Source organism: Streptomyces sp. NPDC093064 (assembly GCF_044754605.1).
Lineage (GTDB): Bacteria > Actinomycetota > Actinomycetes > Streptomycetales > Streptomycetaceae > Streptomyces.
In genome coordinates this window covers 36,130-61,802 of record NZ_JBIVPK010000023.1, presented here as the reverse complement: position 1 = coordinate 61,802, position 25,673 = coordinate 36,130, and the positions used below count along the sequence as shown (strand labels likewise).

Genomic DNA, 25,673 nt, shown 5'->3' with positions numbered 1-25,673 from the left:
GGGAAGCGCGTGCAAGGAATCCGGCCGACCTGCTCCCGGAAATTCGACGCGGACGGGGTCGCGCCGACGGACGGGTCGACATCCCTGTCCGCAATATGCGCAAAACCGGCATCATCCGTCGGTATCGCACGGACAAAAAGAAAGGGAAAGGAGGTCACCCGCTCCTTTCCACTCTCAACTTATAGCGCACTGGGGGGCTTGCGGCAAGGCCCCCGTCGTGCCGCAGAATCGCCGGCCGAAGCCAGAAAACGAGGGTGGGTGTCGCGAAGTGCGTGTGGTGTTGTCGACGTATGGATCGCGTGGGGACGTCGAACCGCTGGTGGCACTCGCGGTGCGGTTGCGGGAACTCGGTGCGGAGGTGCGGGTGTGTGCGCCGCCGGACGAGGACTTCGCGCAGCGGTTGGCCGGCGTCGGCGTGCCGCTGGTGCCGGTCGGTCGGTCGGCGCGCGCGCTGACGACCGCGGCACCGTCGCCGTCGTCGCTGCCCCAGCGCGCGGCCGAGCTCATCGCCGGCCAGCTCGACGCGGTCACCGCGGCGGCCGAGGGCTGCGACGCGCTGGTGGCGACCGGCATGATGCCGGCCGCGGCCGGCGCGCTGTCGGTGGCCGAGAAGCTGGGCATCCGCTCCGTGTCCGTGACCTTCCAGCAGCTCACCCTGCCGTCGCCGCACCGCGCGCCGCTGGCGTATCCGGGCCGTCCGTTCCCTCCGGGCGTGACCGGCAACCGGGAGCTGTGGGACCTGGACGCCCAGAGCATCAACACGCTGTTCGGTGACGCCCTCAACACGAACCGCGCGTCGATCGGCCTGCCACCCGTGGACGACGTCCGCGGCTACGTCATCGGCGACCGGCCGTGGCTGGCGACGGACTCGGCCCTGGACCCGTGGCAACGGACGCCGGACCTCGACGTCGTCCAGACCGGCGCGTGGATCCTGCCCGACGTGCGCCCGCTCCCGGCGGAGTTGACGGCGTTCCTGGACGCCGGGGCGCCACCGGTGTACGTGGGCTTCGGCAGCATGCCCATGCGTACCTCGACGGACGTCGCCCGGGCGGCCGTAGACGCGATCCGAGCGCAGGGCCGCCGCGCGGTCGTGGCCCGTGGCTGGGCCGATCTGGCCCTGGTCGACGACCGTGACGAGTGCTGCGTCGTCGGCGAGGTCAACCAGCAGGCGCTGTTCGGCCGGGTGGCCGCGGTCGTGCACCACGGCGGCGCGGGCACCACGACGACGGCCACCCGGGCCGGCGCGCCTCAGGTCGTGGTGCCCCAGGCGGCGGACCAGCCGTACTGGGCCGGCCGGGTCGCGGACCTCGGCATCGGCGCGGCACACGACGGTCCGACGCCCACCTTCGAGTCCCTGTCGGCCGCGCTCGGGACGGCCCTGGCCCCCGGCACCCGCACACGAGCGACCACCGTGGCCGACATGATCCGCACCGACGGAGCGGCGGTGGCCGCGAAGCTGCTGCTCGACGCGATGAGCTGAAAAGCCTGCCGGTGCCCGCCTGAGCCACGCGGGATCACCGAGCCGGGGCCCGGAACACGACCACCCGACCACCCGACGTCACGCCGGGCCGTACACCTTGCCGCACGCAACGGTCGCAAGCGACCCCAGATCGGAACCGAAGACCATGAACCCCCTCACCACCAGCGCTTTCGACCTTCCCGACCGTCTCTCCTCCAAGGCCGACCCGACGCTGATCGCCGACGACGAGCAGCACTTCGCGGCCATCGCGGCGTGCCTCGAGCAGTCGATCGCCGAGGTGTCCGACCGCCTCGCCGCCGAACGCAGGGCGCCCGGCGGCATGGGCCGGCAGGCGTTGGACCGGGACCTGCAGATCCACCGGCTGACCGCACGCCTGCGCACACTGCGCCGCTTCGGCCTGGACCTGTGCCTCGGCCGCATGGTCGGCGCGGACCACTCCGAGCCCGTGTACGTCGGCCGGCTCGGCCTCACGGACAGCACCGGTCGCCGGCTGCTGCTCGACTGGCGCTCCCCCGCGGCTGAGCCGTTCTTCGGAGCCACCCACGCCAACCCGATGGGTCTGACGAGCCGCCGCAGGTACCGCTGGACCCGCGGCCGGATCAGCGACTACTGGGACGAGGTGTTCACCGCGGGCGACTTCGCCGGGCACGCCGCGCTCGACGACCAGTCCGCGTTCATCGCCAGCCTGGGCAGCAGCCGTTCGCCTCGGATGCGCGACGTGCTCGGCACCATCCAGGCCGACCAGGACGCCATCATCCGCGCGGGCTCCCGCGGCGCTCTCGTCGTCGACGGCGGTCCGGGCACCGGGAAGACCGTCGTCGCCCTGCACCGCGCCGCCTACCTCCTCTACTCCGACCCCCGCCTCGGTCACCGCCGCGGCGGCCTGTTGTTCGTCGGCCCGCACCAGCCCTACCTCGGCTACGTCGCCGACGTCCTCCCCAGCCTCGGCGAGGAGGGCGTACAGACCTGCACCCTGCGCGACCTCGTCGCCGAAGGGGCCACGGCGGCGGTCGAGTCCGATCCGGACGTGGCCCGTCTGAAGTCGTCCGCGGATCTGGTGAAGGCGATCGAGCCGGCCGTCAGGTTCTACGAGGAGCCGCCCGCCAAGGGGATGACGGTCTCCACCCACTGGTCCGACATCCGGCTGACCGCCGACGACTGGGCCGCCGCGTTCGAAGCGGCGGAACCCGGTACCCCGCACAACGAGGCACGCGACCAGGTCTGGGAGGAACTTGTCACCATCCTGGTGGACAAGCACGACGGCGAAGCCCCCGACGACCTGCTGCGCAGATCGCTGCGGCAGAACAGGGAACTGCGAACGACCTTCAACCGCGCCTGGCCGCTGCTCGAAGCGACCGACCTCGTCGGGGACCTGTGGTCCGTGCCCGCCTATCTGCGGATGTGCGCTCCCCGGCTCGGCCCCGGCGACGTCGAAAGACTCCAGCGCCCGGACGCCCAGGCCTGGACGGTGTCCGACCTGCCGCTGCTGGACGCGGCGCGGCAGCGCCTCGGCGACCCGGAGACGTCACGGCGCAAGGCCCGGCACGAGGCCGTCATCGCCGCCCAGCGCGAGCGCATGGCGCAGGTCGTCGACAACCTGATCGCCGCCGCGGCCGACTCCGGGGCCGACGGGGACGACGGCGAGGGCCTGGTGAGGATGCTGCGCGGTGAGGACGCCGAGGTCAGCCTGGTCGACGAGTCCGAACTGTCCACCGCCGACCCGGACCAGCTCGCCGGCCCGTTCGCGCACATCGTCGTCGACGAGGCTCAGGAACTGACCGACGCGGAGTGGCAGATGCTGCTGCTGCGGTGCCCGTCCCGGAGCTTCACCATCGTCGGGGACCGTGCCCAGGCCAGGCGCGGGTTCACGGAGTCGTGGCGGGAGCGGCTCGAACGGATCGGGCTCGACCGGATCGACCTGGCGTCCCTGAGCATCAACTACCGGACGCCGGAAGAGATCATGGCGGAAGCCGAGCCGGTCATCCGGGCCGTACTCCCGGACGCCAACGTGCCGACCTCCGTCCGCAGCAGCGGCGCCCCCGTCGTGCACGGCTCCACCGCGGACCTGCACTCGATCCTCGACACCTGGCTCGCCGCACATGCCGACGGGATCGCCTGCGTCATCGGCGATCCGACGTTCCCGAGCACGGCTCGCGTCCGGTCGCTCACCCCGGAGCTGTCCAAGGGACTCGAATTCGACCTGGTCGTCCTCGTCGACCCGGAGACGTTCGGCGAGGGCGCCGAAGGGGCGATCGACCGCTATGTCGCCATGACCAGGGCGACCCAGCGACTCGTCATCCTCACGAGCCCGTGACGTCGGCCGGGCGAGGCGGCCGGCGACCACCCACCTCGGCACCGCCGCAGGAAAAAACAGGTGTCGCCGACCGCCATGTCCTCCCTACCGTTCAGGATCATGGATGACATCACTGCCCCGCCGCGGCTGACCCGACTCACCTTCCACGGACCGCTCTCCGAGGACCGGGCCGCCAGGATGGTCCGGCGGCTCACCTCCCCAGCCGGGCCGGCAACCCCTACCACCGTGCTCGACATCGGCTGCGGCTGGGGCGAGTTCATGCTCCGCATCCTCGAGGCGCTGCCCGGCGCGACCGGAGTCGGTGTCGACCTCGTTGAGGAGGACCTCGCCCGCGGGCGCGCCAACGCCGAGAGCCGCGGGCTGGCCGAGCGCGCCCGCTTCGTCCAGGAGTCCGCCGTCGACACCTCCCGAGGCCCCGCGGACCTCGTACTCTGCCTCGGCGCCAGTCACGCCCTCAGCGAGGCCCGACCCCCCGAGCACACCACTGCCGCCCTGCACGCCCTTCGGCGTCTGGTCACCCCGGGCGGCCGTGTCCTGCTCGGTGAGGGGTTCTGGCAACGTCCGCCCGCTCCGGGCGAGTTGGCGGCCATGTGGCCTGACGCGTCCGCCTCCGAGTTCCACCACCTCGCCGACCTCGTCGACCGCGCCGTCGCCGCGAGGTTCCGTCCGGCGTGGATCGAGACCGCGAGCGACGACGAATGGGAGGAATTCGAGTCCGCCTACCAGTCCGACGTCGAGGAATGGCTCGCCACCCACCCCGATCATCCCCTGGCGAAGGAGACCCGCGACCGCGTCGACCGCCACCGCGATATGTGGCTCCGGGGTTATCGCGGCGTCCTGGGCATGGCGTACCTGACCCTCGTTCCCGTGGACTGAAGATCCGGCGGCGCCACTGGGAGCGCCCGACAGCCTCGCGCTGCCGGGCACCGCTCCCCACTGGCTCTACCGCGTTTCAGCGCCCTTCCTTCCGCCTGCTGCGAACGAGCCAGGTGGCTCCCCCGACGGCCAGGGCGACCGGCCACTCAAGGGCCCCCGCGACAGCGAGGGCTCCCAGGCCCCCGTAGAAGACCAGGTCCCGGGTGGGCACGTTCTCCAGGCTGAGGTACGGGATCGGAACCGGGGCGCGGAACATGCGAGCGCGCAGGTGGACACCCCCGTCGGGGTGAGCCTCACCGGTCCCGTTCCGGGCATGCGTACGCTCAGTGAACACTCGCGTCCTCTGAGTCCCGTACTGCCCCTTCTGGGCCCGCACGCGTGCCGCGGGCTCGAGCGTGGTCAGTCCAGCGTCCGACATCTTCTTCTGGGCCCGGACACGCTCGGTGGGCTCGAGCACGGTCTCGGCTGCCGTAACCATCCCCGCTCCTCCTCTTCTGTGAGCCGGTATGGATGTGTCTGGATGCATCTCTTTCATCCGTCCTCCCTTCCATCCTCGCGCGCCGTCCGCCATAGCAGCCCCCGCACCCGCTCACTTCACAGTCCCGAACCGAGTGATCACGGTGCGCAATGGACAAGGGGAGTGACGTCGCAGTCCTGGGTGGCGGAGGTGTTGTGGAAGTTCACGGTCCAGCTGTCATCGGGCTTCTTGCTCGCGCTCCGGTAGCTGTTCACGGGGATGACCTCGTCGCCCCCGACCCAGCCCCCGCTGACCGCATGCTGTCCCGCCGGGCACACAGCGACCAAGGCGCGCGTCTGCCCCGGTGTCAGCGTCACGTCGTCTCCGACGACCGTAGTGATGTCGGCGACACCCGAGGATCCCTGCACACCCTGCGGTCCGGTAGCACCGGTGTCACCCTTGTCGCCCTTCGCCCCGGTCGCCCCCATCGAGCCCGTCGCGCCCTGTGGACCTTGAGGTCCGGACTGCCCGCACGACGGGACGGCGCTCGAGACCCTGACGTAGCGGGCAGCCACCCAGCCCGAGCGGTTCGCGAGCCGGTACCACTCCGGGTTTCCGTCGACGCTCTCGCCCAGCGCCTGGCACCAGACGCTGATCCGCGCCCCGCTGGAATAGGTCCCCAATTCGGCGGACCTGGTCGCGGCTCCGCAGCCTGACAGGTTGGTGCCGGTCAGCGTCACCGTAATGCCCTCCCGGCTTGTCACGATGGGCACCCTCGCGGAGGGATTTGGATCGGGTCAGCCGGTGCCGTCCAGGTACCGGCTGACCCGGTGGTACTCCTGAATCACAACGCAGCGGGATTCAGGGGCTCTTGCAGGTGATGTTCCCGGGTGCCGGGGTGGAGTTGCCGGTGGCGGTGAAGCCGAAGGTGGCCGTGCCGTTGGCCGCGAGGGTGCCGTTGTACGGGCTGTTCCGCACCGTGACGGATCCGCTGGTCCCGGTGTTCACTCCGTCCCAGAGGCTGCTGATGGACTGACCGGAGCCCAAGGTCATGCCGACAGTCCAGCCGTTGAGCGTGCTGGTGCCGTTGTTACGGATCGTCATCTCACCCTGGAAGCCACCAGGCCAACTGTTGACGTTGCGGTAGCCGGCGGTGCAGGTGCCGTTGGTGCCACCGCCACCCGGGTCACCGCCCGGGTCGCCTCCCGGACCGCCGCCCGGGTCACCGCCTCCGCCGTCGGTCAGGGTCGGTGTCTGCCAGTCCCGCCACGTGGACAGGTTGCCGGACTTGCCGGGGGCGATCCTGAACACGCCGGAGCCGCTGCCCGTGCCCAGCAGGAACTTCTGGATGCTCTGCTGCAGCGGCGTCTTCCACTCGGACCTGACGGCACAGTGGGTCCCGTCCGGGACGTCGGACCAGTAGCTGATGTTACTCCCCGCGCCGAGCGCCTTGTAGACCTCGGCCGCGCCCAGCGCCGCCACACTGCCCGACCTGGCGGCCAGCCAGTCGACGTACGGGTTCTCCATGACGAACAGCCCGCGCGGCGCGACCATGCCCAGGATCTCGTGGGTGTCCACCGGCAGGGAGTTCGGGTTGCCCGTGTAGGAGCCGAACGCGTCGCCCAGCCAGGGCTGTTCCGAGTAGGCGCTGCTCAGCGGCTGGGCGCCGCTCTCCCCCGGAATACCGCGGAGGATGGGAACGCCACCGCTCCCGGACTCGATCGGCATGGTCAGAGCGACGCGCTGGTCGAACGCGCCGGCCACGATGGCGCCCTTGCCGAACCGCGAGCATCCCGTGACGCCGGTCGCGCTCGCCTTGAGGATGCTGCCGCCCGACTGCTCGATGACGTCGATGATGCGGCTCACGCCCCAGGACCAGGCCATCAGCAGGCCTGTGCTGCTGGACGAGCCGTACACGCTGTAGAAGGCCCCCTGCTTGTTGTTCCGCGCGGTGCCCTCCTTCCCCACCGAGTAGGGGTCGTAGTTGATGACGGCGACACCGGAGGCCTTGATGGTGGCCGTGTCCGCGCCGAGCCCGCCCAGCACGATGACGGCCGGGAAGGGTCCCGAACCACTCGGCAGGCTCACGCTCGCCGAGAAGCTCGCGCTCCTGCCCTGGTCCGACACGTTCACGGTGATGCTGCTTGCCGACACCGTGCCCGTGACACTGGCGGGTCTCGCGGGCTTCTGGCCGTAGACGGATCTCTGCGCCAGATCTCTGATCTCCGCCCGGCGGCACCGCCAGTCGGATTTGGCCGAGATGCGCGTGCCGTTCAGCCTCTTGAAGGGATCCGGGAGCATGGAACTGGCCGCGGGAGAGCCCGGGTTGGGCACTGCGCAGTCCGCGCCGTCGTCCTCGCCGACGGCCAGTGCCGCGGCAGGCAACGTTCGCGACGGGGCGGACGTCGCCTGTCGGGGCACCAGCACCTGGGCGGCGACGACCTGTCCGTCGGCGGCACCCGCCTGCGCGGTGAGCGAGGGCGTGATCAGGCTCGCGGCGGCCACCAGGGCCGCGGCCGCCCACACCCGGGGCCGATATCGATACCGATGGAAGCGCATTGGGGACCTCCGGAGGAAGATGCGCGATCGACGGGGACGGACCCTGCCCGGCCGGCATGACGGGGTGCCGCCGCGAGGACGGCGACCGGCAGAAACCTGGGGTTACCCGCTTCGAAAGTTGCGTGGATCGCGAGGTACCACGACCAGGGCTGGGAGCGCTCCCAAGCCTAGGAACGAGGTCGGGGCATGACAACACCCGGGAACTGAACCGCCTCAGTTTGGCCATTCCGGCACTGCCGTCGGCGCTCGACCGGCCCAGCAAAGCGGGCGGATAAGGGGAAACCGACAAGACCGGTCGGCGCCTGCGGCTCCACGCAACGGGAAGTTCCAGCCGTTTCGTAGAGCACGGCGAAAGTTTCGACGACCTCCACCGTACATCTGCGGCGAACCGCTCACGCACCTTCACCGCACCGGACGGCGCAGCACCTCCGGCGAAGGATGACAGAGTATGACGACAGGCGCATGGGGAAGGAACGTGATGAAGCGGAAGCCCTCACCGTCGACGGAACCGAAGGCGGGATCCACGCCGGAGGTCGCTGCGGCCCGTCTGCGTCTGCTGGCCGAGGCGAGCCGCGCACTCGCCTCGGGCCTGGACGCGGAGGAGTCACTGCGCCGCCTGGCCCGGGTGGTGGTTCCGCATCTGGCCGACGCCTGCGTCGTCGACATGGTCGAGGGAAACGGGCTGCGCCGTCTCACCGTCACGGACCGGGACGCGGAGCGGGTGCTGCGGGTACTGCCCGGCGGGTTCCTGCCCGGGCCGGACGACTCGGCTGCCGCTCTGGCGAAGGTGCTGCGCGGCGCGGGCCCCATGGTGGTCACCGACTTCGACATGCCCGGTCCGGGCGACTCCCTGCACGCCGCGCAGTGGACCCTTTACCGCATGCTGGGCGCCGAGACCGCGTTGATCGTGCCCATGGGCGTACGGCGGGAGGCCCTCGGGGCGCTCACCTTCGTCCGCCGTGCCCCGGCCGTCCCCTTCGACGAACAGGAGCAGGCGCTCGCCGCCGACCTGGGACACCGCGCGGGCCTCGCGCTGGACAACGCGCGCCTGTACGCGCTGCAACAGCACACCGCGGAGCAGCTCCAGCTCTCCCTCCTGCCCGATCTGACCGGGCTCGGGCACCTCCAACTCGCCACCCGCTACGTGGCCGCCCGCGAGCGGGCCGAGGTCGGCGGCGACTGGTACGACGCCTTCCCGCTCCCCGACGGCTCGGTGATCCTCGCGATCGGGGACGTGGTCGGCCACGACCTGGCGGCCGCCGTCCGCATGGGCCAGTTGCGCAACATGCTGCGCGCGCTCGCCTACGACAGCGGGGACGACCCGGCCGGAGTGATGAACCGCCTGGACCGGGTCATGCAGGGCCTGACCAGCATCGAACTCGTCACGGCCGTCATCGCCCGCATCGAGACGCCTCCCGGCGGACCGTGGCAGCTGTTCATGAGCAACGCCGGCCACCTTCCGCCGCTGCTCGCCCAGCCCGACGGCCGCACTCTCCTGCTGGAGGAAGGGCACGCCCCCGTGCTGGGAGTCGACCCCGCGCTCGAGCGCGAGACCGCGGCGGTCACCCTGCCGCCCGGAGGCACCCTGCTCTTCTACACCGACGGCCTCATCGAACGCCCCGGTGAGGACATCGGCCGCGGCCTCACCCGGCTGCGCCAGCACGCGGCCGCGCTGGCCCGGGAGCCGCTGACGGTCTTCCGCGACGAACTGCTCACCCGGTTGAGTGACGACCAGCACGACGACGTCGCCATCCTGGCCCTGCGCGTCCCCTGACCCCCGGGACGCGTGGGTACAGAGAAGCGAAAGGTCAGCTGCAGTCGTCAAAGTGTTCGCATACGACACGCTTCGATCAATGGACGTCAGTCCTGAAGACCTCCACTCCAACTCCCGGGCCGCGCGCCTACGGTGCGATCACCGGTCGGCCCGGGCCGTCCGGACTCAGCCGACGATCAAGGGGAGGCACCGTGGCGAGTGTGGAAGTGTCGCTGAAGGAAATGATGACCGCGGTCGAGGGGGCGCTGGGCGCGGCGGTCGTCGACTACACCAGCGGAATGGCCCTGGGAACGCTGGGCGGAGGCAAGGATCTGGATCTGACCATCGCCGCGGCGGGGAACACGGACGTCATCCGCGCCAAGGTGCGCACCATGGAGCAGTTGGGCCTGAACAGTCAGATCCAGGACATGCTGATCACGCTCGGCGACCAGTACCACCTGATCCGCCTGGTCACCGGACGCAACGGCAACGGCCTGTTCCTCTATCTGGTCCTGGACAAGTCCCGTTCGAATCTGGCGATGGCCCGCCACCAGCTCAAGCGTGTCGAGGAACAGCTCGAGGTCTAGGTCCTTCCGCACCCCGGGCCGACGTGCGCCCATGATGTGAAAACTTCTTCAAGTCACCACATCAGCATGATTCCAACTCGTGGTGGCACGCGGTCCGGGTCGAGAAGGATCTGCTCTGCAAGGCACATTCCATGTGGCGCCCTCCGGGGCGCCACCGCGTCTTGGACCATCCCCGATGCGGCAGGGAGCACGCACTCATGCAAGTCCCCCTCTACCAGGCCAAGGCGGAGTTCTTCCGCATGCTCGGACACCCCGTGCGCATCCGGGTCCTGGAGCTGCTCCAGCACGGTCCCGTGCCCGTACGTGATCTGCTCGCCGACATCGAGATCGAGCCGTCCAGCCTCTCGCAGCAACTGGCCGTGCTGCGACGCTCGGGCATCGTCGTGTCCATCCGGGAGGGATCCACGGTCCGTTACGCCCTCGCCGGCGGCGATGTCGCCGAACTGCTGCGCGCGGCCCGCCGCATCCTCACCGAACTCCTGGCCGGTCAGAACGAACTGCTCGCCGAACTCCGGCAGACGGAGGGCGCCGCGACCGCGGGCGCCCCGGGCGGACAGCAGATGTAGCCGAGTCGCTCAACGGCGCCGAGCCGGCGGCTCCGGGCCGAACGCGGCGGTCTTCAGCGAACGCCGCATGGCCAGCACCATCGGGCGCTCCACGAACCGGTGCACGAGATAGGACAGCACGACCAGCGCGGCGACCGTGACCCCGACCAGGAGCAGGGGATCGATCCGGTCGCCGAAGTGGTGCGCGACGGTCATTCCGAGCGTGTCGTGCAACAGGTACAGCGGGAAGGTCATCGTGCCCATGACGGTCAGCCCGCGCCAGCGAAGCCGGCGGGTCCGGCCGAGCGCGATGGCGCCGACCATCAGGAAGAAGACCGTGACCGCCAGGACCAGCCAGCCGCGCCACGGCGACCAGGTCTCCCAGTTGTTGCGGCCACCGGTGGGTGCCAGCAGGAAGTGCAGCGCCAGCAGCCACGACATGGCGACGATGCCCCACAGCAGAGGTGTCGGCCGGTACCGGTGCATGAGGTAGAAGGCCATGCCTGCGATGAAGTACGGGGCCGACGTCGGGTTCACCACGAGCGTGAGCAGCGGGATGTGGGCGGCGGGCGCGAGTACCGCGGCGACCGTCCACAACCCGCAGAAGATCACCACGCGCTGGTAGGTGAGACCCTTCCACACCACGACCGCGAACGTGAGGTAGAAGCAGAGCTCCGGCCAGAGGGTCCAGTAGACCGGGTCCAGGTTGGACACGCCGAGCGGGGTCTGCAGCATCGTGAAGTTGGCGAGCAGGACGCGCGGGTGCGGGTGTCCGAAGGGGGTGTCGGCGAAGTAGATGACGCATGCCGACACCGCGATCGCGATCCAGTACATCGGGTACAGGCGGGTGACGCGTGAGATGAAGAAGTCACGCGGTGTGCGCCCCCACGCACTCATGCAGATGACGAAGCCGCTGATCAGGAAGAACAGGTCGACGCCGAGCCGCCCGAAGGCGAGATAGCCGTGCAGCTCCGGGAAGACGCTCTGATAGGGGCGCCCCCAGATGCCCTTCATCGCCCCCGGGGTCTGGCCGACGAAGTGGAAGAGCACCACCGACAGCGCCGCCAGGAACCGCAGCCCGTCCAGCGCGGCGAGCCGGTCTCTTCCGGTGCCCTTCCCGGCGACGGTCACCCGTGCCGCAGGGGGCGCCTGCGGCACCAGCACTTCCTCGGTGACCGCCCCCTCGTTCCGCGGTCGCGTGGCTGCACCGGCCGATGCCCTGCGATCCGTGTGGGTCATATCTCCCGTTCCAGAGTCGTCCTTTATCGAAAGGGCCCTGGAATCCGGATCACACGCCCGACGGGCGGATGGCGATTTAGCCGAGTTTGTACTCATTCCGCTGCGGGGCGAATGCTGGCACCGCCTTGGCCCACAGAGGGGCCCTACCCGATGTCCCCGATGGGATACGAGGCCGCCGGGGTGACATGGACCGCACATAGGAGCGACCCCTCCCCCGCAGGGGCGCCCTGGTCATCCCGAACACTCCCAGCCGAACACCGTCGGAGCCCGCCCCCCAACAGTGTCAACTCGATGAACGCCCCGGTCGCCGTCGTCTACCCTCCGAGCATGGTTGATCACTGCGTTGTCGACGTGGGCGGGATCCGACTGGCCTATCAGGTGTGGGGGGGCGCCGCACGCCCAGCCGCTTGTCCTCTTGCACGCGCTGGGTGAGAACGTCACCACCTGGGACGGCGTGGCTCGCGTCTTCGCGCGCAGCCGACGGGTGTATGCCCTCGACCTTCGCGGTCACGGCCGCAGCGACTGGCCGGGAGACTACTCGCTGGAACTCATGAAGGCCGACGTGGTCCGGTTTCTCGACGCCTTGGGACTCGGTCCCGTGGATCTGATCGGGCATTCCATGGGCGGGGTGGTGGCCTACCTGCTCGCGGAGGACCACCCGGAGCGGGTCGGACGGCTCGTTCTCGAGGACGTTCCGGTCCCCCGTCCCCGGGAGCCGACCGTCCCGGCCAGGCCGGACGGCGACCTGGACTTCGACTGGGAGATGGTGCCGGCCATCAGACGCCAGATCGACCACCCGGACCCCCGGTGGCTGGAGCGACTCGGCCGGATCACCGCCGAGACCCTCGTGCTGGCCGGCGGTCCGCACAGTCATGTCCCCCAGGACGGCATCGCCGAGCTCGCCCGCCGCGTCCCCAACGGGAGCGTGGTCACCATCCCGGTCGGACACCTGATCCACGATGCGGCGCCGGAGGCGTTCACGAAGGCGGTTTCCGCGTTCCTGCCCGCGGTGAGCGACCGGTAACGGTGAATCGGCGAGGCTGTTCTCGGCCTCGACTACTCTGCGGGGCGTGATCAACTCGTACGCGGGACTTGATGATGCCGGGGTTGCCATGGCTGCGGCACGTGCGGGCGCGGACGTCGTGCGCACCTTGTACGGCCGGCCGCTCGCCCGCGTCGACAAGGGTGCCGGGGACTTCGCCACGGCCGCCGATGTGGAGGCCGAAAAGGCGATCTTCGCCGTCCTCCGGGCCGCCCGGCCGGATGACGCGGTGCTCGGTGAGGAGAGCGGCCAGCAGGGCGCTTCCGACGCCGCGCGTCAGTGGTTGGTGGATCCGTTGTGCGGCACGTTGAACTACGCCGTCGGCAACATGCTGGTCGCTGTCAACGTGGCGCTGCGCGACGGGGCGGCGGCGGTGGCCGATCCGTTCAGCGACGAGGTTTTCTTCACCAGCGGCGAGACCGCCTGGCTGCGGCGGGATGGGGCTTCTGCGCCGCTGACGCCCACGCCCGCGACCCGGCTGGTGGACGTCAACCTGGACCCGCCGTTCCCGAGCGCGCCCGGCTTCCGGGCCGTGGACCTGCTGGCCTGCCCCGGGTTCGTCGAGCGGTTCCGGCCGCGGATCGTCTCCACGACGCTCGCGTTGGCCTGGGTCGCTGCCGGCAGGCGCGCCGCGTACGTCACCGACGGCGGGGACCTGTCCGGGAGCGTGCATTTCGCCGCCGGCATCGCTCTGTGCCGTGCCGCCGGCTGCGTGGTCACCGGGATCGACGGCGCTCCGATCGGGCCGGCGGCCCGCGGACTCGTCGCGGCCGCCGACGCCGATACCCACCGGGCGCTGATGGCGATGATCCGCGGCGGTAGGTAGGGGCTGTCCGGCCGTTCCCGGAGGTCTTGCGATGAGTTTCGCAGGCTCACTCGGTCTGTTGATACGCAAGCCGACCGACGCCGGAAACAGTGGCCTCTGGAAGAGAGGGTCGTTCATGCCCGCCGCGAAAAACCCGCAGAGCATCGACACCGCGTCCAACCCACCGTTGGCGGATCCCGAACGGCAGACCGCCGCAGGCAAAGTGCTGTGGCGCTTCACCATGTCGCTGGACGGGTTCGTGGCAGGGCCGAACCATGCGATGGACTGGATGACGGGGGTCCCGTCCCGGCCTGGACTGATCGAGGAGTACGCGCAGACGACGGGCGCCGTGCTGGGAGGCCGGGACGGATTCGACGTCCACCCCGACGCCAGCGGCATCTACGGCGGCGCGTGGCAGGGACCCGTGTTCGTCCTCACCCACCATCCCGAGGACGCGCAGCCCGCAACCGGCGTGACGTTCCTGAGCTGCGACGTGGCCGAGGCCGTCCGGATCGGACTGGAGGCGGCCGGCGGCAGGAACCTCGAGGTCTTCTCGTCCACGATCGGCCGGCAACTCCTAGAGCGAGGACTGATCGACGATATCGACCTGCACATCGCGCCGGTGCTGCTCGGCGACGGAATCCGCCTGTTCGACAACCCCGGCGCCGCCCCCGTCCGACTCGAACTGCTCACCGGGGAGGACCACTCGGCCACGGTGAACGTGCGGTACCGCCCGATCGCGACAGGTACCACATCGCACAGCGATTGAATCGCGGCGCATGCCACCGGAGGGCTCACCTGCGGCAGTTGCTACGCGGTGCCGTGGCCGTCCAGAAAGCGGAGCAGTACCGAGGCCTCCTCGCGGAGGCGGGCGGCTCGGTCGGCGTGTGCGGGGGTGGTCAACTGTGCTGCGGCTTCGAGTCGTTCGGTGGCCTCGGCCCGCACGATGTCCGCCACGCCGCTCTCGCTCAGCTCACGTCGCAAGGCCTCGGTGGCGCCGGCGCCGACCGGTGACTGTTCCAGGGCCAGGCCACGCGTCTCGGTCTCGCCCACGGGCACCGCCTCCGCGTTGTCCAGTGCGGCGAGCGTCGCGCGCAGGGCGCTCACCGCGGCCTTGTCGCGGGCACGCATCGCTTCCGGCAGGGCTTGACGCATACGTACACGTAGGGACATGCCAGGACCCTACGGGGCTGGTCGTGGTCCCACAACGCAATATCCCCGGCCCCCGGCTGGTCACAGCCGTCAGCGCGCAGTCGCCAGTGCCCGCTCGATGAGGGCGTCGACGCTTCGGGCGGCCAAGGGGCGGTCGGCGGAGGCTGCGCGCAGCCCGGTGCGTGTGGCCGGGATCGGAGGGCTCGATCCGGCCTTCGAGGAGCCGGATGCCGTCGTACTCCCTCGCCCTGCCGATGGCGGTGGCGTCCGCGCTCTTCCCGTCGCGTCGAGGTCGGGCATTGCCCCACGACAAGACCTCGATCACCGAGGGTCCTCAGCGCTTGAGGAAGGCCTCCACCTCGTCGCGGTGGGGCAGCGACGGCTGGGCGCCGGGGCGGGTGGTGCTGAGTGCCGCCGCGGCGCAGGCCCAGCGGGCGGCCTGTTCCAGGGTGCGGCCCTCGGCCAGGGCGACGGCGAGCGCGCCGCAGAAGCAGTCACCGGCCGCCGTGGTGTCCACCGGCTGGATCGCGAAGGCCGGGATGTGCAGCCGCGCGGTGCCCTCCAGGAGCAGCACGCCGTCACCGCCGAGGGTGACGATGACCGCGCCCGGTCCGCTCAGTTTGCCCGCGGCGACGGCGACCTCGTCGATCGTCTCCGGGACCGGGGTCCCGGTGAGGGCGGCCAACTCGGTGCGGTTGGGGACCAGTACGTCGACGTGGCGCGGCGGGACGGCGCCCTCGACCGCGGGTGCGGGGTTGTGCACGACGATGCCGCCGGCCAGCTCGGCGGCCGCGTGGTTGGCCTCGTCGGGGACCTCCTGCTGGAGGACGGTGACCTTGGCCCGGTTCAGCACGTCGGCGGCGGTCCGGCAATCGGCCGCCGTCAGACGGGAGTTGGCGCCGGGGCTGACGATGATGGAGTTCTCGCCCGACGGGTTGACGGCGATCAGCGCGCGCCCGGTGGGCACCCCGGGGGTGCGGGCCAGGTGCGCGGTGTCGACGCCTTCGGCGCGCACCGCCGCGGCCATCACGTCGGCCGCGTCGTCCTCGCCGACGCGGCCGATCATGGCGACCTGTCCGCCGAGCCGGGCCGCGGCGACCGCCTGGTTGGCCCCCTTGCCGCCGGGGTGCTCGACGATGTCCCCGCCGAGCACGGTCTCCCCGGGCACCGGGTGCCGGGGAACGGGTGTGACGAGATCGAGGTTGAGGCTTCCGACGACTGCGATCACTGGTGTTCCTCTGGGGTTCTGCTGCCGGGGATGGTCGTGGGCGCGACGGCGCGGGGCGCGCTGGAGGCGCGTACGACGAGTTCGGGTGAGAGGCGGACGGACCGGTACGCCTCGGCTCCCCCGCCGGCGAGCCGCTGGTCGAGGAGCCGGAGCGCCTCGGCCGCCACTTGGGCGGCCGGCTGGCGGACGGTGGTCAGGTTCGGTTCGGCGAGGCTCGCCATGGGGATGTCGTCGAAGCCGGTGACGGCGACCTCGCCGGGCACGTCGACGCCGAGTTGTCCGAGGCGTTGCACCGCTCCGACCGCGATGAGGTCGTTGGCGCAGACGACGGCGTCCGGGCGGGCCGGCCAGATCCGCTCGACCGCGGCCCGCCCCCACTCCACGGAGAAGTCGCCGAGTTCGATGCGGTCGGGTGCCGTCGGATCCAGGGCGGCGACGCCCGCCGCGTAGGCCGTGCGCCGTTCGACGGCGGTCGAGGCGGTCCCGGCGGCGCCGAGGAAGCAGAACCGGCGGCGCCCGGTGCGGGCCAGGTGGTCCAGGACGAGGGCCATGCCGGCGGCGTTGTCGACGGCCACCGAGTCGGCGATCCCGGGGCCGCAGGAGCGGTCGAGCAGGACCAACGGGACGCGGGCCGCCGCGAGTTCGACGGCCTCGCGGCTGTGTGTCTCGTCGACGGGGATGACCAGCAGCGCGTCCACCTGCCGGTCCAGCAGTGCGGTGATCCGGGCTGTCTCGGTCCGCGGGTCGTCGTCGCAGTCGGCGAGCAGCAGGGCGCGGCCCCCGGCGTGCAGGGCGTGCTCCACCTCGCGTACGAGGGAGGGGAAGAAGGGGTTCGTGATCTGCGGCAGCACCAGGCCGATGGTGCCGGTGGAGCGGCTGCGCAGGGCGCGGGCGACCTGGTTGGGGCGGTAGCCGAGGCTTTCGGCCGCGGCCCGCACGCGGCGCGCCGTCTCCGCTCCCACCGGGCGGGTGCCGGCCAGCACGCGGGACACCGTGGCGACGGAGCAGCCCGACGCGCGAGCCACGTCTCGCAATGTCACCTCGGTCACCATGCTCCGCCCCCTTCTATCGGGTCGGTTTCCTGGTCGGCACCTGGGCCTCCAGCACCGACCAGCACCGACCAGCACCGATGCCGGAGAACGTTATCACCCGCCCCTTCCGCCGCAGACTGCTGCCGAGCAGGGGGAGGTGAAAGAAAGATGTAACGGCCATTGACACATCGGCGAGGAATGGGCGAATGTTCGGGAGAACGTTTTCCCTAACGTCTCCCGAGGCGCCGGACCACTCGGCGCCCTCCGGACGCGTCCGCCCCTGGGCGTCCCCGGAGATCGGTTTCACCAAAGGTAAGCGAGCAAAGGGGCTCTCCGTTGGCCAGAAAGATCATCCTCGACTGCGACCCGGGGCACGACGACGCCATCGCCATGCTGCTGGCGCACGGCAATCCCGAGATCGAGCTCGTGGCCGTCACGACCGTGGTCGGGAACCAGACGCTGGAGAAGGTGACCCGCAACGCCCTGTCCGTGGCCCGCATCGCCGGGATCACCGGGGTGCCCTTCGCCGCGGGTTGCCCCAGGCCTCTGGTGCGCGCCATCGAGACGGCGCCGGACATCCACGGCGAGTCCGGGCTCGACGGACCCGTGCTGCCCGAACCGACCCTGGAGCTGGACCGCCGCCACGCGGTCGACCTGATCATCGACACGATCATGTCGCACGAGCCGGGCGAGATCACGATCGTGCCGACCGCCGGTCTGACCAACATCGCCATGGCGGTCCGCAAGGAGCCGCGCATCGCCTCACGCGTCCGCGAGGTCGTCCTGATGGGCGGCGGCTACCACGAGGGCAACTGGAGCGCGGTCGCCGAGTTCAACATCAAGATCGACCCCGAGGCCGCGCACATCGTCTTCAACGAGAGCTGGCCGGTCACCATGGTCGGCCTCGACCTCACGCACCAGGCGCTCGCGACGCCCGCCGTCACCGAGAAGATCGCCGCGGTCGGCACCGCGCCCGCCAAGTTCGTGCTGGAGCTGCTGGACTTCTTCGGCGCGATGTACGAGCAGGCCCAGGGCTTCGAGTTCCCGCCCGTGCACGACCCCTGCGCGGTCGCGTACGTCATCGACCCGGAGGTCATGACGGTGCGCAAGGCCCCCGTGGACATCGAGCTCACCGGCACCCTGACCCTCGGCATGACCGTGGCCGACTTCCGGGCGCCCGCCCCGGACGACTGCCACACCCAGGTCGCGGTGAAGCTCGACCACGAGCGGTTCTGGAACCTGGTGGTGGACGCCCTCGAGCGGATCGGCGACGTCCAGGCATGACCGTTCCCAGCGTTTCCACAACCGACAGACCGCCCGGCTCGGGGCAGGGCTCCCCCGTCCGGATCGGTGTGCTGCTGACCGCGCTGCTCGCCGCGTGTGTGGCCTTCCAGCTCAACGCCAGCATGATCAGCCCGGCGCTGAAGAGCATGGAGGGCGCGCTCCACGCCACCTCCGCCGAGATCGGGCTCACCCAGACCGCGTTCTTCACCTCCGCGGCCCTGTTCTCGCTGTTCCTGCCGCGGCTGGGCGATGTGGTCGGCCGCCGCAAGGTCCTCACCGGCATGCTGGCCCTGATGGCCGTCGGATGTGTCGTCGCCGCGTTCGCGCACAACGTCCCGGTCCTGTTCGCCGGGCGCGTCATCCAGGGCGTGTCCGGCCCGGTCGTCCCGCTGTGCCTGATCATGCTGCGGGAGGAAGTGACCGAGCCCAAGCGCTACGGCACCCTGCTCGGTGTGATCACCGCCTTCAACGGCGGAGTCGCCGGTGTCGACTCCCTTGCGGGCGGCTACCTCTCCGACCACCACGGGTTCCAGTCGGTCTTCTGGGCGATGGCCGTCGTGGCAGCGGTCGCCACGGGGATGGTCGCCCTGATGAGCCGCGAGTCCAGGGCACCGGTCACCGCGCGCATGGACTGGCCCGGCGTCGTGCTCCTCGTGGTCTCGGTCGGTTCGCTGCTCATCGCGCTGAATGAGGCCGGCAAGCTCGCCGCGGCCAACTGGCCGCTGATCGCCCTGCTCGTCGTCGTCGCCGCGGCCGCCTTCGCGCTGTTCTGGCGCACCGAGGACCGCAGCGGGCATCCGCTGGTCGCCACGCGCCATCTGCGGCAGCGCTCCACTTGGGCGCTCCTGCTGACCACGGTGCTCACCATGACGGGTGTGTTCGCCGTCATGAACGGGCTGATCCCGGCGTTCGCCGAGGACGCACAGGCCGGACTGGGCATGTCCGCGCAGCAGTCCGCGTGGTGGACCCTCACGCCGTACGCCTTGGCCGGACTGGCCATGGGCCCGATCGCGGGCCGGCTGGCCGCCACCTTCGGATACGGCCGGATCCTGCGCATCGGTCTCATCGGGGCCGCGGCGACCGTCGTGCTGATGATCCTCACGCTGCACGGCCACTCGCGCGCCCTGCTGCTGACGGCGTCCATCCTGGTGGGGATCACCTATGCCGGGATCGGGAACATCGTGCTGAACGGGCTCGGCATCGTGCTGTCCCCGCGTGAGAACCCCGGGTTCCTGCCCGGTCTGAACGCGGGTGCGTTCAACCTCGGTGCCGGTCTGAGCTTCGCGGTGCTGTACGCGGTCAAGACCGCGGCCGCGCCCGCGGACCCGGCGTCGACCGGCGACTACACGACCGCCATGATCACGGGTGCGGTCATCATGGCCGTCGCCGTCGTGACGTCGTTCCTCATCCCCAAACCGGTGGCTGCGGAAGCGCGTTGAGCACGCGGGTCCCGCCGGGAGTTCGCTCCCTGCGGGACCCGCGTCCACGTGTGCCGTTCGCCGTCCGGCAGCACCGCCGGGTTGCCGGGTGGTGAAACGTCAAGCCGATCCGGAACCGTGGGCGAGCGTCAGCGCCGAGTCCGCGTGCAGCATGACGCGCACGGTGTGAAGGTGGCGGCGTCCACCGGAGACTCGCCGGTGCCGGGATTGCGCGCACAGCGCGGATGAGCGCGGACGCCTGAACTCGCCGCGGGCCTCTCCGCCCCGGGCCGGCCCCTCCCCCCGGAAGCGACGTTCACCCGCCTTCTCAACCGCCTGATCGACGACCTCGGAACCGACTGACCACTTCAGATCCCTGCGGCATGATGATCACTGTGAACACCGAGATGTCGAGGACGACCGAGGTTCCTCGGAACCGGGCTGCCGATGGGATGGCCGCATGACGGACTGGTCGCGTCTCAAGCACGCCTATGGCTCCGCGCAGGACCTTCCGGTTCTGTTCGGCCGGCTTGAAACAGAGCCGACGAAGGACCTGTGGAACGACCTGTGGTCGCGGCTCTGTCACCAGGGCAGCACCTACTCGGCGAGTTTCGCCGCGCTCACCTGGCTGTCGGACGCGGCCGGCCGGAGGGGGCTGAGCCGTGACGACGCGTTGCTCCTGGCCGGGGCGATCGTCGCGGGTGCGGACGAGGAGACCCGCGCCCGTCACGCGGACGAGATCGAGGCCCTGCGGCTGCTCGCCCACCAGCGCGTTCGCGAGCCGGCGGATCCGGAGGTGTACGTCTACCTGCTCCAGTCCGCCATGGCATTCGAGGGTGTCCCGGTGTGGTCCGAGTGCCTGGAGGGCTTGGCCGACGAAGAGTACGAGCTCGCGTGCCCGGAGTGCGACATGGGGGTGTTCATCGCGATCGGCGAGGCCGGCTACTTCTCCGCGGTCGGTGACTACGAGCCCGGCGACCCCCCGGGCACACCCCTGCGCCCCGCCCTCCCCGAGAATCTGGAGGGACCCGCGCGGCAGCTCCACGACGCGGCCTTCGAAGCGGGGGCCGAGCGCGTCGCCGTGGGGCTCACCCACCTCTTCGGCCGTGCGACGTGCGAGGAGTGCGGAGCCGAGTTCTCGATCGCCGAGCAAGTGGCCGACCAGTACTGACGCGGCTCGTCAAGGGCACCCGTGCGGCTCGGTGAGTGTCTTCTCGCCGAGCCGCACGGAGGGTGGTTCAGCAGTTCTGCCACAGGCGGGTCATCACCCGGACGCCGAAGCGCAGGCCTTCGAGGGGGACTCGTTCGTCGACTCCGTGGAAGAGGCGGCCGTAGTCGAGGTCATGGGGCAGTTTCAGGCCCTTGAAGCCGAAGCAGCGGATGCCGAGCTGCGTGAAGGCCTTCGCGTCGGTACCGCCCGGGTTGCAGTACGGCACCGGATGCCCGTCCGGGTCCTCGGCGCGTACGGCCGCGCACATCGCGTCGACGAGGGGGCCGTCGAAGGAGGTCTCCATGGCGATGTCGTGGTTGACCCACTGCCGGGCCACCGACGGCAGGAGCAACGCGTCAATGGTGTCGACGAGTTCCTGCTCGTGGCCGGGCAGGAAGCGGCCGTCGACGCGGGCGGTCGCCCGGCCCGGGATCACGTTCGTCTGGTAACCGGCCGAGAACATGGTGGGGTTGGCGGAGTTGCGCAGCACCACCTGCATGAAGTCGGCGACCGGACCGAGCTTGGCGAGTTCCTTGTCGAGGTCCTCGGCGTCGAAGTCGATGTCGACGCCCTGGAGCCGCGCGGCCTCGGCGAGCAGCGCGCGCACCGGTTCGATCAGGCGGATCGGGAAGGTGTGGCGGCCGATGCGGGTGAGCGACTCGGCGAGGTCGGTGACCGCGTTCTCGTCGTTGGGCGAGGAGCCGTGGCCCGCGCGACCGGTGGCCGTCAGTTCCATCCAGGCCATGCCGCGCTGGGCGTTCTCGATCGGGTACAGCCGCCGGGTGTCGTCGAGCGCGTAGCTGAACCCGCCGCCCTCGCCGATCGCCTCGGTGACGCCGGCGAACAACTCGGGCCGGTGCTCGACCAGCCAGTGCGCGCCGTACCTGCCGCCCGCCTCCTCGTCGGCGAGGAAGGCCAGGACGATGTCGCGGGACGGCCGGGTGCCGGTGCGGGCGAAGTGCCGTGCGGTGGCCAGCATGACCGCCACCGTGTCCTTCATGTCGATGGCGCCCCGGCCCCACAGGTAGCCGTCGCGGATCTCGCCGGAGAACGGCGGGACCTGCCACTCGTCCGGGTCGGCCGGCACGACGTCCAGGTGGCCGTGGACGAGCAGTGCCCCGCGGCCGGGATCGCCGCCGGGGATGCGGGCGACGACGTTGGCGCGGCCGGGCACGCTCTCCACCAGCTCCGAGGTGATGCCGGCCTCGGCCAGGAGCTCGACGACTCGGTCTGCGCAGGCCCGCTCGTCGCTGGTGGGGTTGGAGGTGTCGAAGCGGATCAGCTCCGCGCACAGTTCGATGACCTCACGCTGTGCCTCCTCGGAGGCGGTGACGAGTGAGGGGGTGGTGCTCATGACGCTCCTACGGGGGCCGTGCCGGTGGCGGCCGGGGACTGTCCGGTGCCGTCGGCGGGCTCGTCGTCGAGGGTGGTGGTGCCGTACGTCCTGATCCAGCCGGCGAGTCCGAGCACGCTGTACAGGACGAACGCGGTCAGCAGGGAGTTGAGGGCGGGGATCCCGCCGTCGTAGAACTTGCCGACGCAGAACGCCGCGGCCCAGATGACCAGGGACATCGGCACCCAGACCGGTGAGGTGGCGGGCAGGGTCTGCGTCTCGCGGGTGGCGTCGAGCGGTCCTCGCATGCGGCGCACCACCCAGTACTCGGCGACGATGATGCCGCCGACCGGCGGGATGGCCACGCCGAGCACCGTCAGGAAGTCGGTGAAGTGGGTCATGATACCGACCGCGGACAGCAGGGTGCCGACCAGGCCGAGGACGATGGTGACCGCGCCGCGGCTCAGGCGCTTGCGGAAGACGACCTGGAAGAAGTTCACGACGCCGAGCGAGGAGCCGTACAGGTTCCAGTCGTTGATCTTCGCCGTGGACATCAGGACGACCAGCACGCCGAAGACGCCGGAGGTGGAGAGCACGATCTGGGAGACCTGGTTGCTGCCCACCATGTGGCCGAGGAGGACACCGGTCATGCCGACGATGTACTCGGACAGGATCATGGACGAGGCGCTCTGCACGAAGACGTGCGCGCCCTTCTTGTTGTAGCGGGTCATCTCGGGCGCGACGATCGCGCCGGTCATGAAGCCGCCGGCGATGGCGGTCGCGGCGACCGACAGCGGAACCGCGGGGCCGGGTGCCGGCGAGTGGATGAGGTCCGAGATCGAGTGCTTGGTCAGGGCGTCGGTGACGGACCAGGCGACCATCGCGAAGAACAGCGGGGTGACGATCTTCGCGAAGACCGCCATGTACCGGAAGCCGAGGACCACCAGGACGGTGATGGCCAGGCCCGCGACGACGCACCACAGCCACGACGGGCCGCCGACCAGCGCGGAGACGCTGTTGCCGAAGATCGTATTCTGCACTCCGAACCAGCCGACGAGGCTGATGGCGATGACGAGGCTGACCAGCGCGGAGCCGTTGCGGCCGAAGCCGACCCAGCGGGTCAGCAGGGGGGTCGCCAGGCCCTCGCGCATTCCGGCCAGGCCGATCGCGAAGATCACGACCTCCAGGATCACGGCGCCGAGGGTGAAGGCAAGGAGCGCATTGCCGAAGGACATGCCGACGCCGATGGTGGCGCCGAGCGTGAACTGCGAGATCGATCCGGACTGGGCGAGCCACTGGAGCAGCATCGTCCAGAATCCGAGCCGTTCGCTGCGCGGGACGCGGGCGAGGGCGTAGTCGTCGCTGCCCAGGGCTCTGTGGCCGGCGGTGTCCGGTGCGGTGGCGGTGTTCTTGTGAGCGGCCATGATCACGACTCCCTGGGTGCGCGGCCGAGGGTCTGCAGGTGCGCCAGCGAGCCGTAACGGGACACGAGCTGGTCGAACTCCACGTCGTCGTGGAAGTCCAGGCGTCCGCCGCCGTAGGCCTTGGCGGTCTCGACGGCGAACCGGGCGGCGGCCGCGATGTCGGTCTCGTGGCTCGCGCCCGTCTGGCAGCCGGGCACCGCCGCGGCCGAGGTGACCGCGAGGCCGACGACCGGGGCGGACGTCGCCGTGGCCGGCTGAAGGATCGAATTGATGTGGTGTACACCGTTACCGTACGGGGTGATGTCCTGCGTGGTCACCGGGTACGTGACCAACGGCTCACCGGTGACCACGGCCAGCAGCTCCCCCAGCTGCTCGCCGACCTTGAGCACCCAGCCCTCCTTGACGGTGGGCGACAGGGCCAGGCCCTTGTGGTTGATGATCCGGTTGCCCTTGGTGGTGTCGATGGAGAGCACCGCCTCCATCTCGTCCGTGACCTCGTGCCGGTTCATGGTGGCGATGTCGACGGGCGAGTCCATGAACGGCACCGGGTCGTGCGGTGCGGTCGGGGCGTTCGGACAGATGTGGGTGGCCACGATCACGTCGCCGTCGAGCACGTCGCCGCGGCGGCGCATGTCCAGCAGCTTGGCCGCGGTGGCGATCGCGGCGATCGCGCCGTCCGCGTCGGAGACCAGACCGGTGATCTCCGGACGGGCACCCACACCGCCGAGCCGACCGACCACGCCGAGGGTGCGCGAGGCGCCACCGCCGCTGCGTCCGGTGCGGCCCGGCACGCGCACGAGGACGAAGTCCGTGGAACCCCGCTCACCGGTGACGGTGGTGACCTGGGCGCCGGAGCCGGCGGGGCCCGCCACGGAGTCGAGGTAGGCGGCGACTCCCTTGCCGTCGGCATCGGGATCGTCCAGCAGATCCACGATGTCCAGGACGTACTTCAACATGGGCAGCTTCTCCTGATCCGCACCTGAGGCGGTGCTGACAGAAGATTCGGGATCCGTTAACCTTCTTCGCAACTGTTTCCCGTTATCTGCAATTCAGGTCTGAATGGCGAGATGGGCGGAGGGGCGGACGTCATTCGGAGAGGAGTTGCCGTGCCTGACATCCCCGTCGACCGGAAGACCCCGGCCGGGGCACTGCAGACCGTCGACCGCGCCCTGCTGGTGCTGCTGGCGTTCGAGCGCACCCGTCCCGACTGGGGGGTGACGGAGGTCGCCACCGAGTTCGGCTGGGACACCTCGGTCGCACAGCGGCTGCTGTCCACCCTGGCCGGGCGCGGCTTCCTGGTGTCCGACCCGGCGACCCGCCGCTACCGGATCGGTCCCGCCGCCCTGCGGCTGGGCCGCCTCTGGGAGCGCTCCGGCTCGCTGGAACTGCTCGCGGAGCCGGTCCTTCAGGAACTGCGCGCGGCGACCGGGGACACGGTCCTGTTCTGTCTGCCCGACAGCTTCCACATGCGGTGCGTGGCGGCGGTCGAAGGCGAGGAGGGGCCGCTGCGGTACTACCCTCTGGTCGGCGAGCTGTACCCGGCGCACGCGGGGGCGACCAGCAAGTCGTACTACGCGTTCCTGCCCGACGAGCAGCGCCACCGACTGTTCCGCGGCCGGCCCATGGCCCGGTTCACCGAGCGCACGGTCACCGACCCCGACCAGTTGGAACGCGAGTTCCGCCAGGTCAGGGCGCAGGGCTACGCATGGACGACCGGCGAGTACGACGCGGGCATCGGCACCGTCGCCGTACCGGTCTTCCTCGGCGCCGAGCCCTACGGCAGCCTCAGCCTGGGGGCCGCGAGCGAGCGCTTCCCGGACGGCCCCGAGGACCGGCTCGACGCGTTGCGCAAGGCGGCCCGCCTGCTGGAGCAGCGGCTGACGCACCCGCCCCAGCACCACCGCCGCCCGCGCACCCGCACGGCCTGACGCAACGA

At 70.6% G+C, this 25,673-nt stretch carries 23 protein-coding genes and 1 pseudogene; 14 read left to right on the top strand and 10 right to left on the bottom strand.

Annotation, left to right across the window (positions count from 1 at the left end):
- Positions 1 to 274 precede the first annotated feature (274 nt).
- The 3 genes from ACIQFZ_RS25410 to ACIQFZ_RS25400 all read left to right on the top strand — a co-directional run bounded on the left by ACIQFZ_RS25410 (position 275) and on the right by ACIQFZ_RS25400 (position 4,670).
- A complete protein-coding gene (locus tag ACIQFZ_RS25410; protein WP_383059780.1) occupies positions 275 to 1,480 on the top strand; it encodes a glycosyltransferase in 1,206 nt (401 codons plus the stop codon).
- A gap of 145 nt (positions 1,481 to 1,625) precedes the next feature.
- The gene (helR, locus tag ACIQFZ_RS25405) at positions 1,626 to 3,794 is read left to right on the top strand and encodes an RNA polymerase recycling motor ATPase HelR (protein ID WP_402692210.1); all 2,169 of its coding nucleotides are present in this window, start codon (positions 1,626 to 1,628) and stop codon (positions 3,792 to 3,794) included.
- Between the two features lie 99 nt (positions 3,795 to 3,893).
- Positions 3,894 to 4,670, top strand: a complete 777-nt coding sequence (locus tag ACIQFZ_RS25400; RefSeq protein ID WP_402692209.1) for an SAM-dependent methyltransferase — start codon at positions 3,894 to 3,896, stop codon at positions 4,668 to 4,670.
- 76 nt (positions 4,671 to 4,746) lie between these two features.
- Here the strand turns inward: ACIQFZ_RS25400 and ACIQFZ_RS25395 are convergent, their stop codons facing one another.
- The 3 genes from ACIQFZ_RS25395 to ACIQFZ_RS25385 form a co-directional block, all read right to left on the bottom strand.
- Positions 4,747 to 5,148 carry a hypothetical protein gene (locus tag ACIQFZ_RS25395; RefSeq protein WP_365424609.1) on the bottom strand — a complete coding sequence of 134 codons (402 nt, stop codon included), beginning with the start codon at positions 5,146 to 5,148 and terminating at the stop codon, positions 4,747 to 4,749.
- A gap of 137 nt (positions 5,149 to 5,285) precedes the next feature.
- Positions 5,286 to 5,891: a hypothetical protein gene (locus ACIQFZ_RS25390; protein WP_402692208.1), complete on the bottom strand. Its 606-nt coding sequence runs from the start codon at positions 5,889 to 5,891 to the stop codon at positions 5,286 to 5,288.
- 97 nt (positions 5,892 to 5,988) lie between these two features.
- On the bottom strand, positions 5,989 to 7,686 hold the full coding sequence (locus ACIQFZ_RS25385) for a cellulose binding domain-containing protein (protein ID WP_402692207.1): 1,698 nt from the start codon (positions 7,684 to 7,686) through the stop codon (positions 5,989 to 5,991).
- A 448-nt stretch (positions 7,687 to 8,134) separates the two neighbouring features.
- Here ACIQFZ_RS25385 and ACIQFZ_RS25380 point away from each other — a divergent pair, with 448 nt between their 5' ends.
- From ACIQFZ_RS25380 to ACIQFZ_RS25370, 3 genes are all read left to right on the top strand, one after another.
- Positions 8,135 to 9,460 (top strand): PP2C family protein-serine/threonine phosphatase, encoded by a 1,326-nt coding sequence (locus tag ACIQFZ_RS25380; protein WP_402692206.1) that lies wholly within the window; start codon positions 8,135 to 8,137, stop codon positions 9,458 to 9,460.
- A 191-nt stretch (positions 9,461 to 9,651) separates the two neighbouring features.
- Positions 9,652 to 10,026 (top strand): hypothetical protein, encoded by a 375-nt coding sequence (locus ACIQFZ_RS25375; RefSeq protein ID WP_376543365.1) that lies wholly within the window; start codon positions 9,652 to 9,654, stop codon positions 10,024 to 10,026.
- A 197-nt stretch (positions 10,027 to 10,223) separates the two neighbouring features.
- Positions 10,224 to 10,592: a metalloregulator ArsR/SmtB family transcription factor gene (locus ACIQFZ_RS25370; RefSeq protein WP_365424600.1), complete on the top strand. Its 369-nt coding sequence runs from the start codon at positions 10,224 to 10,226 to the stop codon at positions 10,590 to 10,592.
- Between the two features lie 9 nt (positions 10,593 to 10,601).
- On the opposite strand, the gene ACIQFZ_RS25365 is transcribed toward ACIQFZ_RS25370, so the two are convergent.
- On the bottom strand, positions 10,602 to 11,810 hold the full coding sequence (locus tag ACIQFZ_RS25365; protein WP_402692205.1) for an acyltransferase family protein: 1,209 nt from the start codon (positions 11,808 to 11,810) through the stop codon (positions 10,602 to 10,604).
- A 415-nt stretch (positions 11,811 to 12,225) separates the two neighbouring features.
- Here ACIQFZ_RS25365 and ACIQFZ_RS25360 point away from each other — a divergent pair, with 415 nt between their 5' ends.
- The 3 genes from ACIQFZ_RS25360 (at position 12,226) to ACIQFZ_RS25350 (ending at position 14,426) form a co-directional block, all read left to right on the top strand.
- On the top strand, positions 12,226 to 12,834 hold the full coding sequence (locus ACIQFZ_RS25360; protein ID WP_402692204.1) for an alpha/beta fold hydrolase: 609 nt from the start codon (positions 12,226 to 12,228) through the stop codon (positions 12,832 to 12,834).
- Between the two features lie 46 nt (positions 12,835 to 12,880).
- Positions 12,881 to 13,678 (top strand): inositol monophosphatase family protein, encoded by a 798-nt coding sequence (locus tag ACIQFZ_RS25355; RefSeq protein WP_402692203.1) that lies wholly within the window; start codon positions 12,881 to 12,883, stop codon positions 13,676 to 13,678.
- 115 nt (positions 13,679 to 13,793) lie between these two features.
- Positions 13,794 to 14,426: a dihydrofolate reductase family protein gene (locus tag ACIQFZ_RS25350; RefSeq protein ID WP_402692202.1), complete on the top strand. Its 633-nt coding sequence runs from the start codon at positions 13,794 to 13,796 to the stop codon at positions 14,424 to 14,426.
- A gap of 41 nt (positions 14,427 to 14,467) precedes the next feature.
- On the opposite strand, the gene ACIQFZ_RS25345 is transcribed toward ACIQFZ_RS25350, so the two are convergent.
- From ACIQFZ_RS25345 to ACIQFZ_RS25335, 3 genes are all read right to left on the bottom strand, one after another.
- Complete coding sequence (locus tag ACIQFZ_RS25345) at positions 14,468 to 14,788, bottom strand: hypothetical protein (protein ID WP_402692236.1); 321 nt, start codon at positions 14,786 to 14,788, stop codon at positions 14,468 to 14,470.
- A gap of 355 nt (positions 14,789 to 15,143) precedes the next feature.
- Positions 15,144 to 16,037: a ribokinase gene (rbsK, locus tag ACIQFZ_RS25340; RefSeq protein ID WP_365776735.1), complete on the bottom strand. Its 894-nt coding sequence runs from the start codon at positions 16,035 to 16,037 to the stop codon at positions 15,144 to 15,146.
- Positions 16,034 to 17,062 (bottom strand): LacI family DNA-binding transcriptional regulator, encoded by a 1,029-nt coding sequence (locus ACIQFZ_RS25335; RefSeq protein ID WP_402692201.1) that lies wholly within the window; start codon positions 17,060 to 17,062, stop codon positions 16,034 to 16,036. The genes rbsK and ACIQFZ_RS25335 overlap by 4 nt, the downstream gene beginning before the upstream one ends.
- Before the next feature lie 342 nt (positions 17,063 to 17,404).
- On the opposite strand from ACIQFZ_RS25335, the gene ACIQFZ_RS25330 reads away from it, so the two are divergent.
- The 4 genes and pseudogenes from ACIQFZ_RS25330 (at position 17,405) to ACIQFZ_RS25315 (ending at position 20,941) form a co-directional block, all read left to right on the top strand.
- Positions 17,405 to 18,352, top strand: coding sequence for a nucleoside hydrolase (locus ACIQFZ_RS25330; protein ID WP_383059752.1), 948 nt, complete (start codon positions 17,405 to 17,407; stop codon positions 18,350 to 18,352).
- Entirely contained in the window at positions 18,349 to 19,791 is a 1,443-nt protein-coding gene (locus ACIQFZ_RS25325; RefSeq protein WP_365430503.1) for an MFS transporter, read from the top strand. The genes ACIQFZ_RS25330 and ACIQFZ_RS25325 overlap by 4 nt, the downstream gene beginning before the upstream one ends.
- A gap of 237 nt (positions 19,792 to 20,028) precedes the next feature.
- A pseudogene (locus tag ACIQFZ_RS25320) lies at positions 20,029 to 20,133 on the top strand (TetR/AcrR family transcriptional regulator); the annotation flags it as partial.
- A gap of 97 nt (positions 20,134 to 20,230) precedes the next feature.
- Complete coding sequence (locus ACIQFZ_RS25315; protein WP_383059751.1) at positions 20,231 to 20,941, top strand: hypothetical protein; 711 nt, start codon at positions 20,231 to 20,233, stop codon at positions 20,939 to 20,941.
- 67 nt (positions 20,942 to 21,008) lie between these two features.
- Here ACIQFZ_RS25315 and ACIQFZ_RS25310 read toward each other — a convergent pair whose 3' ends face one another.
- Genes ACIQFZ_RS25310 through ACIQFZ_RS25300 form a run of 3 tightly spaced genes read right to left on the bottom strand, consistent with a single transcriptional unit; the run spans position 21,009 to position 24,693 of the window.
- Complete coding sequence (locus tag ACIQFZ_RS25310; protein ID WP_402692200.1) at positions 21,009 to 22,334, bottom strand: M20/M25/M40 family metallo-hydrolase; 1,326 nt, start codon at positions 22,332 to 22,334, stop codon at positions 21,009 to 21,011.
- Entirely contained in the window at positions 22,331 to 23,737 is a 1,407-nt protein-coding gene (locus ACIQFZ_RS25305; RefSeq protein ID WP_365434170.1) for a cytosine permease, read from the bottom strand. The genes ACIQFZ_RS25310 and ACIQFZ_RS25305 overlap by 4 nt, the downstream gene beginning before the upstream one ends.
- Positions 23,738 to 23,739: 2 nt before the next feature.
- Positions 23,740 to 24,693, bottom strand: coding sequence for a DUF1177 domain-containing protein (locus tag ACIQFZ_RS25300; protein ID WP_365434168.1), 954 nt, complete (start codon positions 24,691 to 24,693; stop codon positions 23,740 to 23,742).
- A 111-nt stretch (positions 24,694 to 24,804) separates the two neighbouring features.
- Between ACIQFZ_RS25300 and ACIQFZ_RS25295 the strand changes: the two genes are divergently transcribed.
- Complete coding sequence (locus ACIQFZ_RS25295) at positions 24,805 to 25,665, top strand: IclR family transcriptional regulator (protein WP_365434165.1); 861 nt, start codon at positions 24,805 to 24,807, stop codon at positions 25,663 to 25,665.
- The last annotated feature ends 8 nt before the right edge of the window (positions 25,666 to 25,673 follow it).

Bases quoted from the DNA above. Each gene is read 5' to 3' on its own strand.
- ACIQFZ_RS25310 (WP_402692200.1), bottom strand. From the start codon at position 22,334: ATGAGCACCACCCCCTCACTCGTCACCGCCTCCGAGGAGGCACAGCGT.
- ACIQFZ_RS25305 (WP_365434170.1), bottom strand. From the start codon at position 23,737: ATGGCCGCTCACAAGAACACCGCCACCGCACCGGACACCGCCGGCCAC.
- ACIQFZ_RS25380 (WP_402692206.1), top strand. From the start codon at position 8,135: ATGACGACAGGCGCATGGGGAAGGAACGTGATGAAGCGGAAGCCCTCA.
- ACIQFZ_RS25400 (WP_402692209.1), top strand. From the start codon at position 3,894: ATGGATGACATCACTGCCCCGCCGCGGCTGACCCGACTCACCTTCCAC.
- ACIQFZ_RS25395 (WP_365424609.1), bottom strand. From the start codon at position 5,148: ATGGTTACGGCAGCCGAGACCGTGCTCGAGCCCACCGAGCGTGTCCGG.
- ACIQFZ_RS25325 (WP_365430503.1), top strand. From the start codon at position 18,349: ATGACCGTTCCCAGCGTTTCCACAACCGACAGACCGCCCGGCTCGGGG.
- ACIQFZ_RS25300 (WP_365434168.1), bottom strand. From the start codon at position 24,693: ATGTTGAAGTACGTCCTGGACATCGTGGATCTGCTGGACGATCCCGAT.
- ACIQFZ_RS25385 (WP_402692207.1), bottom strand. From the start codon at position 7,686: ATGCGCTTCCATCGGTATCGATATCGGCCCCGGGTGTGGGCGGCCGCG.
- ACIQFZ_RS25350 (WP_402692202.1), top strand. From the start codon at position 13,794: ATGCCCGCCGCGAAAAACCCGCAGAGCATCGACACCGCGTCCAACCCA.
- ACIQFZ_RS25315 (WP_383059751.1), top strand. From the start codon at position 20,231: ATGACGGACTGGTCGCGTCTCAAGCACGCCTATGGCTCCGCGCAGGAC.
- ACIQFZ_RS25345 (WP_402692236.1), bottom strand. From the start codon at position 14,788: ATGCGTGCCCGCGACAAGGCCGCGGTGAGCGCCCTGCGCGCGACGCTC.
- ACIQFZ_RS25370 (WP_365424600.1), top strand. From the start codon at position 10,224: ATGCAAGTCCCCCTCTACCAGGCCAAGGCGGAGTTCTTCCGCATGCTC.
- ACIQFZ_RS25365 (WP_402692205.1), bottom strand. From the start codon at position 11,810: ATGACCCACACGGATCGCAGGGCATCGGCCGGTGCAGCCACGCGACCG.
- ACIQFZ_RS25295 (WP_365434165.1), top strand. From the start codon at position 24,805: ATGGGCGGAGGGGCGGACGTCATTCGGAGAGGAGTTGCCGTGCCTGAC.
- helR (WP_402692210.1), top strand. From the start codon at position 1,626: ATGAACCCCCTCACCACCAGCGCTTTCGACCTTCCCGACCGTCTCTCC.